Origin of the sequence: Nocardioides nanhaiensis (assembly GCF_039542785.1) — a bacterium.
In the GTDB taxonomy this organism is placed as follows: domain Bacteria; phylum Actinomycetota; class Actinomycetes; order Propionibacteriales; family Nocardioidaceae; genus Nocardioides; species Nocardioides nanhaiensis.
On record NZ_BAABIM010000005.1, the window covers coordinates 263908 to 272297 of the forward strand.

Annotated in this window: 8 protein-coding genes; 7 read left to right on the forward strand and 1 reads right to left on the reverse strand. The window is 72.1% G+C overall.

Features of this window, described 5'->3' with window-relative positions; all coding sequences use genetic code 11:
- Positions 1–123: 123 nt before the first annotated feature.
- From ABD948_RS20955 to ABD948_RS20985, 7 genes are all read left to right on the forward strand, one after another.
- Positions 124–765, forward strand: a complete 642-nt coding sequence (locus tag ABD948_RS20955; RefSeq protein ID WP_345271886.1) for an ABC transporter permease — start codon at positions 124–126, stop codon at positions 763–765.
- Positions 762–1940 carry an ABC transporter ATP-binding protein gene (locus tag ABD948_RS20960; protein ID WP_345271894.1) on the forward strand — a complete coding sequence of 393 codons (1179 nt, stop codon included), beginning with the start codon at positions 762–764 and terminating at the stop codon, positions 1938–1940. Before ABD948_RS20955 ends, ABD948_RS20960 begins: the two co-directional genes overlap by 4 nt.
- A complete protein-coding gene (locus tag ABD948_RS20965) occupies positions 1937–2755 on the forward strand; it encodes an ABC transporter permease (protein WP_345271901.1) in 819 nt (272 codons plus the stop codon). Before ABD948_RS20960 ends, ABD948_RS20965 begins: the two co-directional genes overlap by 4 nt.
- 3 nt (positions 2756–2758) lie before the next feature.
- Positions 2759–3760: a glycine betaine ABC transporter substrate-binding protein gene (locus tag ABD948_RS20970; protein WP_345271906.1), complete on the forward strand. Its 1002-nt coding sequence runs from the start codon at positions 2759–2761 to the stop codon at positions 3758–3760.
- Between the two features lie 98 nt (positions 3761–3858).
- Complete coding sequence (locus ABD948_RS20975) at positions 3859–5376, forward strand: ABC transporter substrate-binding protein/permease (protein ID WP_345271910.1); 1518 nt, start codon at positions 3859–3861, stop codon at positions 5374–5376.
- Positions 5373–6155 carry an amino acid ABC transporter ATP-binding protein gene (locus ABD948_RS20980; RefSeq protein WP_425576659.1) on the forward strand — a complete coding sequence of 261 codons (783 nt, stop codon included), beginning with the start codon at positions 5373–5375 and terminating at the stop codon, positions 6153–6155. Before ABD948_RS20975 ends, ABD948_RS20980 begins: the two co-directional genes overlap by 4 nt.
- 52 nt (positions 6156–6207) lie before the next feature.
- On the forward strand, positions 6208–6483 hold the full coding sequence (locus ABD948_RS20985; RefSeq protein WP_345271913.1) for a hypothetical protein: 276 nt from the start codon (positions 6208–6210) through the stop codon (positions 6481–6483).
- A 90-nt stretch (positions 6484–6573) separates the two neighbouring features.
- On the opposite strand, the gene sucB is transcribed toward ABD948_RS20985, so the two are convergent.
- Positions 6574–8390: 2-oxoglutarate dehydrogenase, E2 component, dihydrolipoamide succinyltransferase (sucB, locus tag ABD948_RS20990; RefSeq protein ID WP_345271919.1), on the reverse strand; the 1817-nt coding region annotated here is incomplete at its 5' end.

An 8390-nucleotide genomic window follows, 5' to 3' on the forward strand; every position in this document is an offset into this window, starting at 1 on the left:
AGGAGCCTACGGACACGTCCCGAGCGACGGCTCGGAGCGAGGCGGCCGGCGGCCGGGGGTATGAGGCGACCCTCCGGTGGGAACCGAGTCCGGAACGACCGGATGGGGAAGGCACGTCGAGACATGTGGGACTACCTGCAGCAGCAGCGCCAGGACATCGCGTTCAACACCTACCAGCACCTGTTGATCGTGGTGCAGGCGGTCACCCTGGCCACCCTGCTCGCCATCGCGGTGGCCGTGCTCGTCACGCGGGTGCGACGGCTCGAGCCCTTCGCCAACACCTTCAGCGCGATCGGGCTGACGCTGCCCTCCTTCGCCCTGGTCGGCCTGTGCCTCCCGATCTTCGGCATCAAGCCCTACACGGCCTTCACGGTCGTCACCTTCTTCGCGATCCTCCCGGTGCTGCGCAACGCGGTGGTGGCGTTCGACGGCGTCGACAAGACGCTCGTGGAGTCCGCCCGCGGGATGGGGATGGGGCCGGCGCGCGTGCTGCTGCGCGTGCAGCTGCCGCTGGCGTGGCCGGTGGTGCTGGCCGGGGTGCGCACCTCCACCCAGATGTCGATGGGGGTGGCGGCGATCGCCGCGATCGCGCTGGGCCCCGGTCTCGGCACCTACATCTACTCCGGACTCGCCCAGTACGGCGGGGCCAACGCGCTCAACAGCGCGCTGGTGGGCACGGTGGGCGTGGTGCTGCTGGCCCTCGCCGTCGACGCCGTGCTCGTCCTGGTCGGCCGTCTCACCATCTCGAAGGGCATCCGCGCATGAGCACATCCGAGGTCAGCGGCGATGTCAGCGGCGAGGTCAGCGGTGTCGAGATCGAGCTGGTCGACGTCGTCAAGCGCTACCCGGGCCAGGAGCGTGCGGCGGTCGAGGGCCTGAACCTGACGATCCCCGCCGGCGAGACCGTGATGTTCGTGGGTCCCTCGGGCTGCGGCAAGACGACCTCGCTGAAGATGATCAACCGGTTGATCGAGCCCACCTCGGGCACGATCACGATCGGGGGCAAGGACGTGCGCCGCCAGGACGCCGACGAGCTGCGGCGTGGCATCGGCTACGTCATCCAGGGCGGCAGCCTGTTCCCGCACATGACGGTCGCGGCCAACATCGCGCTGGTCCCGAAGATGCTGGGCTGGAGCAGCGCCCGGGTCGAGGAGCGTGTCGACGAGCTGCTGGACCTGGTGAGCCTGGACGCCGGCCAGTACCGCGACCGCTACCCCCGCGAGCTCTCCGGCGGCCAGCAGCAGCGGGTCGGCGTCGCGCGCGGCCTGGCGGCGGACCCGCCGGTGATCCTGATGGACGAGCCGTTCGGCGCCGTCGACCCGATCACCCGACAGCGGCTGCAGGACGAGCTGATGAGCATCCAGGCCGAGCTGCGCAAGACGATCGTGTGCGTCACCCACGACATCGACGAGGCGGTGAAGCTGGGCGACCGCATCCTGATCCTGCGCGAGGGCGCGCACGTGGCGCAGTACGACACCCCCGAGAACATCCTCGCCGCGCCGGCCAACCGGTTCGTGGAGGACTTCGTGGGGGCGGGCTCCGCGCTCAAGCAGCTCACGCTGACCCGGGTCTCGGAGGTGGAGATGCGCCCCACCACCACCGCCGTGGTGGGGGAGCCCAGCGCGGAGGTGCTGCGCCGCGCCGAGCAGGCCGGCGACACGGCGGTGGTCGTGCTCGACGAGCGACGCCGGCCCCGCGACTGGGTGTGGCTGCGCGACATCGCCGACCACGACCGCGTGCCGCCGCCGCGCACCGAGGAGATCCTGGGCGTCGACCGGCGGGCCACGCTCAACGACGCCCTCGACGACATGCTCACCTCCAGCCACGGCGGCGCCATCGTCACCGGGCAGCGCGAGGAGTACCTGGGCGTCGTGGACTTCGCCGCGGTGACCGCGCAGATCCAGCGACAGACCGAGCAGGCCGAGGCGGCCACCCGGTGACCGCGCTCGACGCCGAGCGCGAGCCCACCACGGCCACCGCGCCCGCGGCGGGGCCGGTCGGGCGTGCGGGCGGGAACGGACGGCGCGTCAGCCGCGAGCAGCTCGTGCTGCTGGTGACCATCCCCGCGCTGGTGGCCGTGGTGCTGGGCGGCTGGGTCGCGTGGCGGCTGACGGCGGAGCTCGACGCCGTCGAGGCCCGCCAGCTGGCCTGGGGCGCGATCTGGCGCCTGACCCGGGAGCACGTGCTGATCAGCGTGGTGACCACCCTGGTGGTGCTGGTGATCGCGTTGCCGCTCGGGGTGGCGCTGACCCGCAAGCCGCTGCGCCGCGCGGCGCCCCTGGTGGTGGGCATCGCCAACGCCGGGCAGGCGGCACCCGCAATCGGGCTGATCGTGCTGTTCGCGATCTGGCTCGGGTTCGGGTTCACCACTGGCGTCGTGGCGCTGACGCTCTACGGGCTGCTGCCGGTGCTGCGCAACACCATCGTGGGTCTGGAGGGCGTCGACGCGACGCTGGTGGAGGCGGGCCGCGGCATGGGCATGTCGGCCGCGGCGGTGCTCTTCCGCGTCGAGCTGCCCCTGGCCGCCCCCGTGATCATGGCCGGTGTGCGCACCGCCCTGGTGCTGGTCGTCGGCACGGCCACCTTCGCCACCTTCATCGACGCCGGAGGTCTGGGCGCGCTCATCCAGACCGGCATCACGCTCTACCGCACCTCGATCGTGGTCAGCGGGGCGCTGCTGGTGGCCTCGCTGGCGCTGCTCATCGACTGGCTGGGCCGGATCCTGGAGTCCGTCGTCCGGCCGAAGGGGGTGTGAGCAGTGCTCCCTTCCACGCACACCCGAGCTCCGCGGCGCTGGCGTCGAGCGGCCGCAGCGATCGCCGCGGGCACGAGCCTGGCCCTGGCCGGCTGCGGCCTGGCCACCTCCAACGGCTTCACCCCCACCGAGCAGCTGGCCGGCGACGTCGCCGACGTCGACCTGCAGGGTCTCAGCACCTCGGTGGGCTCCAAGAACTTCACCGAGCAGCTGATCCTCGGCAAGATCGCCGTGCTGCTGCTCAAGGCGGCGGGCGCCGAGGTCACGGATCTGACCAACATCCCCGGCAGCGACGCCTCGCGCCAGGCACAGGAGCAGGGCGACATCGACCTGGGGTGGGAGTACACCGGCACCGCGTGGACCTCCTACTTCGCGCAGACCGAGATCATCGAGGACGAGCAGGAGCAGTACGAGGCCGTGCGTGACCTCGACGCCGAGGAGAACGACCTGCGCTGGCTGCCCCCGGCGCCGATGAACAACTCCTACGGCTTCGCCACCACCCGTGAGGTCGCCGAGCGGCTCGGCATCGAGCGGCTCTCGCAGCTGGCCGACATCCCGCCGCAGGAGCGGACCTTCTGCGTGGAGTCGGAGTTCGCCAACCGCGAGGACGGCTTCGAGCCGATGCTCGAGACCTACGACGTCCCGCTGGGCGAGGGTGTCGACCCCGGCAACGTGCGCACGCTGCAGACCGGCGCCATCTACGCCGCCACCGCCAACGGGGACTGCAACTTCGGCGAGGTCTTCACCACCGACGGGCGCCTGCTGGCGCTCGACCTGGTGCTGCTCGAGGACGACGCCCCGTTCTTCCCCAAGTACAACGTGAGCCTGGTGGTGCGCGGCGAGGTGCTCGACGCCTACCCGCAGGTCGAGGACCTGTTCGCCGGTGTCACCGAGCAGCTCGACGACGAGACGCTGATCGAGCTCAACGCCCGGGTCGACGTCGACGGCGAGCGCCCGGTCGACGTCGCCCTGGACTTCCTGCGCGACGGCGGCTACCTCGAGTAGCGCGGGGTGGTGCGCGCAGCGGCGTCGCGGGTACCGGTCCGGCGTCCCCCGCGTGACGTGGGCGGTGAACGACAACGGCTATCGACTAGGTTGACTTCATGCGCGCGCGGTACTCCTCGGCCCTGCTCCTGGGCCTCGTCCTGGTGCTCCAGGTGCTCCTCGGTGCCGGGTCGGCGCAGGCCGACGAGAGTGGCGGGGCCGGTGGCGGGGCCGGTGACGGCGCCGGTGGCGGGCAGCTGGTGCGGGTCGGCACCGAGGGCACCTACCCGCCCTTCACGTTCCGCGACCCCGAGACCAACGAGCTGACCGGGTACGACATCGAGGTCGCCGAGGCGGTGGCCGCGGAGGCGGGGTGGCGCCTGGAGTTCGTGGAAGGCCCCTTCGACGCCCTCTTCCCGGCGCTCGACTCCGGGCGCGTCGACATGATCGCCAACCAGATCACCATCAACCCCGAGCGCGAGGCGCTCTACCTGTTCTCCACGCCCTACACCTACTCGCGCGGCGTCATCGTCACCGCTGCCGGCAACCCCGAGGGCGTCGAGTCGCTGGAGGACATCCGCGGGCTCACCGCGGCGCAGTCCGAGACCAGCAACTGGGCGCAGGTGGCCCGTGACGCCGGTGCGGAGGTGCGCTCGATCGAGGGCCTGGCGCAGGCGGCCGAGCTGCTGGCGCAGGGCCGGGTCGACGTCATCGTCAACGACAACATCGCGATCCTCGACTACCTGGCCTCCACCGGCTCGACCGACATCGAGATCGTGGGCGACGCAGGCGAGGAGGTCGGCGCCCAGGCGCTCACCTTCCGCCAGGACGACCCCGCGCTGCAGCAGCAGGCCGACGCCGCGCTGCAGCGCCTCACCGCCGACGGCACGCTGGCGGAGATCTCGGAGCGCTACTTCGGCGCCGACGTCTCGGTGGAGGGCGGCGCCGAGGTGACCGACGTCGAGGGGTCCGACACCCGCTCCACCGGCGAGGTCGTGGCCGACACCGCGTGGCCCATGCTGCGCGGTCTGCTCGTCTACACGATCCCGCTCGCTGCGGCCTCCTTCGCCATCGGGCTGCTGCTGGCACTGGGCACCGCGCTGGCGCGACTCTCGAGCAACCCGCTGCTGCGCTGGCCCGCGCGGTTCTACATCTCCGTGATCCGCGGCACGCCGCTGCTGGTGCAGCTGTTCATCGTGTTCTACGGGCTGGGCCAGATCGGGCTGAAGATACCGCCGGTCCCTGCCGCGATCCTGGCGCTCAGCCTCAACGTGGGCGGCTACGCCGCCGAAGTCATCCGCGCCTCGATCCTCTCCGTGCCGCGTGGGCAGTACGAGGCCGCCACCACCATCGGCATGGGGTACGCGCAGCTGATGAGGCGCATCGTGCTGCCGCAGGCCGCGCGCATCGCCGTGCCGCCGCTCTCCAACACGCTGCTCTCGCTGATCAAGGACACCTCGCTGGCCTCGGTGATCCTGGTGCCCGAGCTGCTGCGCCAGGCCACCAACGCCGCCTCCTCGAGCGGCCAGTTCCTGCCGCTGTACGCGTTCGCGGCCCTCTACTACTGGGTGGTGTGCTGGCTGGTCTCGCTGGCGCAGGATCCGCTGGAACGACGACTCGGGAGGTACGCGACGTGAGCGAGGAGCCGAGGACCAGCGCGCCGCTGGTGGAGGTGCGCGGCCTGCACAAGGCCTTCGACGAGCACGAGGTGCTGCGCGGCGTCGACCTGACCGCGCGCGTGGGCACCGCCACCGCGCTCATCGGCCCCTCGGGGTCCGGCAAGACGACGGTGCTGCGCTCGCTCAACGTGCTCGAGACCCCCGACGCCGGGACCGTGCGCATCGCCGACGCGGAGGTCGACTTCGGTGCCTCCGTCCCGAAGGTCCAGCGTCGTCGTGAGGTCGCGGCACTGCGGGCGCGCAGCGGCATGGTGTTCCAGTCGCACCACCTCTTCCCGCACAAGACGGTGCTGGGCAACCTGCTGGAGGGGCCGGTGCAGGTGCAGGGCCACGACCCCGACGAGGCGACGGCCGAGGCCCGCAGCCTGCTCGAGCAGGTGGGTCTGCGCGGCGTCGAGGACAGCTACCCGGCGCAGCTCTCGGGCGGGCAGCAGCAGCGCGTCGGCATCGCCCGGGCGCTGGCCCTGCACCCGCAGGTGCTGCTGCTCGACGAGCCGACCTCCTCCCTGGACCCCGAGCTGGTCGGCGAGGTGCTCGCCGTGGTGCGCGACCTGGCCGCGCAGGGCTGGACGCTGGTGATCGTCACCCACGAGATCCGCTTCGCCCGCGAGGTGGCCGACCAGGTGCTGTTCCTCGACGGCGGCGTGATCGCCGAGCAGGGTGGCGCGGAGGTGCTCACCGACCCGACCCACGAGCGCACGCGCCAGTTCCTGAGCCGGGTGCTCGAGGCGCGCTGACCCTGCCGGTCGCCGTCGGTGCCGTGCCTTACGGTGGCGGGGTGAGGAACCCATGAGCAAGGAAGCGGCCCAGCGGGCCATGCGCGAGGCCAACTACGCCCGTCGCAACGCACGCCCCGGCACGCCGGCACGCCGTCCGGTCGCGGCTCCGGCGCCCACGGCGGAGTCGACGTCGGAGCCCACGAAGGCCGCGAAGACCACCACGACGACGCCGACACCGGACGCCGTCCCGGCCGCCGAGCCCGGCCTGTGCGGGCACCGGTCGATGAACGGGCGCACCTGCACCCGCGAGGCGGGCCACGCCGCGAAGAGCCACCGCTACTCCTGACACCCGCCCGGCGCCCGGACGCACCACCGGCCCCGACCCGCGAGCTCGTCGCGGGGCGGGGCCGGTGGCGTCGTGCCGGACCGGTGCGGCTCAGACCTCGAACTGACCGGCCTCCAGGCGTGCCTTGACCTCCTGCAGGAAGCGGCCGGCGTCGGCGCCGTCGACCAGCTGGTGGTCGTAGGTCAGCGCCAGGTAGACCATGTGGCGCACCGCGATGGTCTCGCCGAGGTTGGCGTCGTCGATCACGACCGCACGCTTGACGACGGCGCCCGGGCCGAGGATCGCCACCTGGGGCTTGTTGAGGATCGGGGTGTCCCACAGGGCCCCGACGCTGCCCAGGTTGGTGATGGTGAAGGTGCCGCCGGAGAGCTCGTCCGGACCGATCTTGTTGGTGCGGGTGCGCTCCGCGACGTCGGCGATCTTCTTGGCCAGCCCGGCGATCGAGAGGTCGCCGGCGTCCTTGACCACCGGGGTGATCAGGCCCTTCTCGGTGTCGACGGCCAGCGCCAGGTGCTCGCGGTCGTAGTAGGTGATCTCGCCGGCCTCGGTGTCGATCGCCGCGTTGAGCGAGGGGTGCGACTTCAGCGAGTCGATCGCCGCCTTGGCGAAGAACGGCAGGTAGGAGAGCTTGACGCCCTCCCGCTCGAGGAACTCCGCCTTCACGCTGTCGCGCAGCCGCGCGATGTTGGTGACGTCGACCTCCACGACCTGGGTGAGCTGCGCCGAGGTCTGCAGCGACTCGACCATCCGCGAGGCGATGATCTTGCGCAGGCGCGAGATCTTCTCCGTGGTGCCGCGCTTGGGCGAGGGCGTGGAGCTGACGGCGGGGGAGCGCTGGGCGCTGCTGCTGGCGGCCGGTGCGGAGGAGGCGGCCGGCTGCGCGGCCGACTGCTGCTTCTCCTGCTGGGCCTTCGCAGCGTCGAGCACGTCCTGCTTGCGGATCCGCCCACCGACGCCGGACCCCTGCACGGTGGAGAGGTCGACGTCGTTCTGCGCGGCGAGCTTGCGCACCAGCGGCGTCACGTACCCGCCGCCGTCGCTCGCGGCACCGCCCTTGCCCGACGGTGCCGAGTCCGACGAGCCGCGGTCGGCGGGGCCGGTGCTGGTCTCGGCCTTGGGCTCGGACGGCTCGTCGCCGGTCGTGGTCGCCTTCGGCGCGGGCTTCTCCTCGGCCTTCGGCTCCGGCTTCTTCTCCGGCTCGGGCTCCGGCTCGGGCTCGGGCTCGGGCTCCGGCTCCGGCTCGGGCTCCGGCTCCGGCTCGGGCTCGGAGGAGCCGGACGAGGCGGGCTCACCGGAACCGATGACGGCCAGCTCGGCGCCGACCTCGACGGTCTCGTCCTCCTCGGCCTTGATCTCCAGCAGGGTGCCGGCGACGGGGGAGGGGATCTCGGTGTCGACCTTGTCGGTGGAGACCTCGAGCAGCGGCTCGTCGACCGCGACCTCGTCGCCGACCTGCTTGAGCCAGCGGGTGACCGTGCCCTCGGTGACCGACTCGCCCAGCTCGGGCAGCGTCACCGACGTGCCCTCGCCACCGCTCGACCCACCCGACCCGCCGGACCCGCCGGACGCCGCGGGAGCGTCCTCCTTCTCCTTCTCGGGGGTCTCGTCGCCGTCGGGCAGCTCGCCCTTCTCCTGGGCGATCTCCTCCTCCTGCTCGGCCTTCTTCTCCGCCTCCTGCTCGTCGGCGGGCTCGGCCTCGGGCGTCGCGGAGTCCTCGGCGTCACCGCCGCCCTCGCCCTCCTCGCCGATCATGGCGAGCACGGCGCCGACCTCGACGGTGTCGTCCTCCTCGGCCTTGATCTCCAGCAGGGTGCCGGCGACGGGGGAGGGGATCTCGGTGTCGACCTTGTCGGTGGAGACCTCGAGCAGCGGCTCGTCGACCGCGACCTCGTCGCCGACCTGCTTGA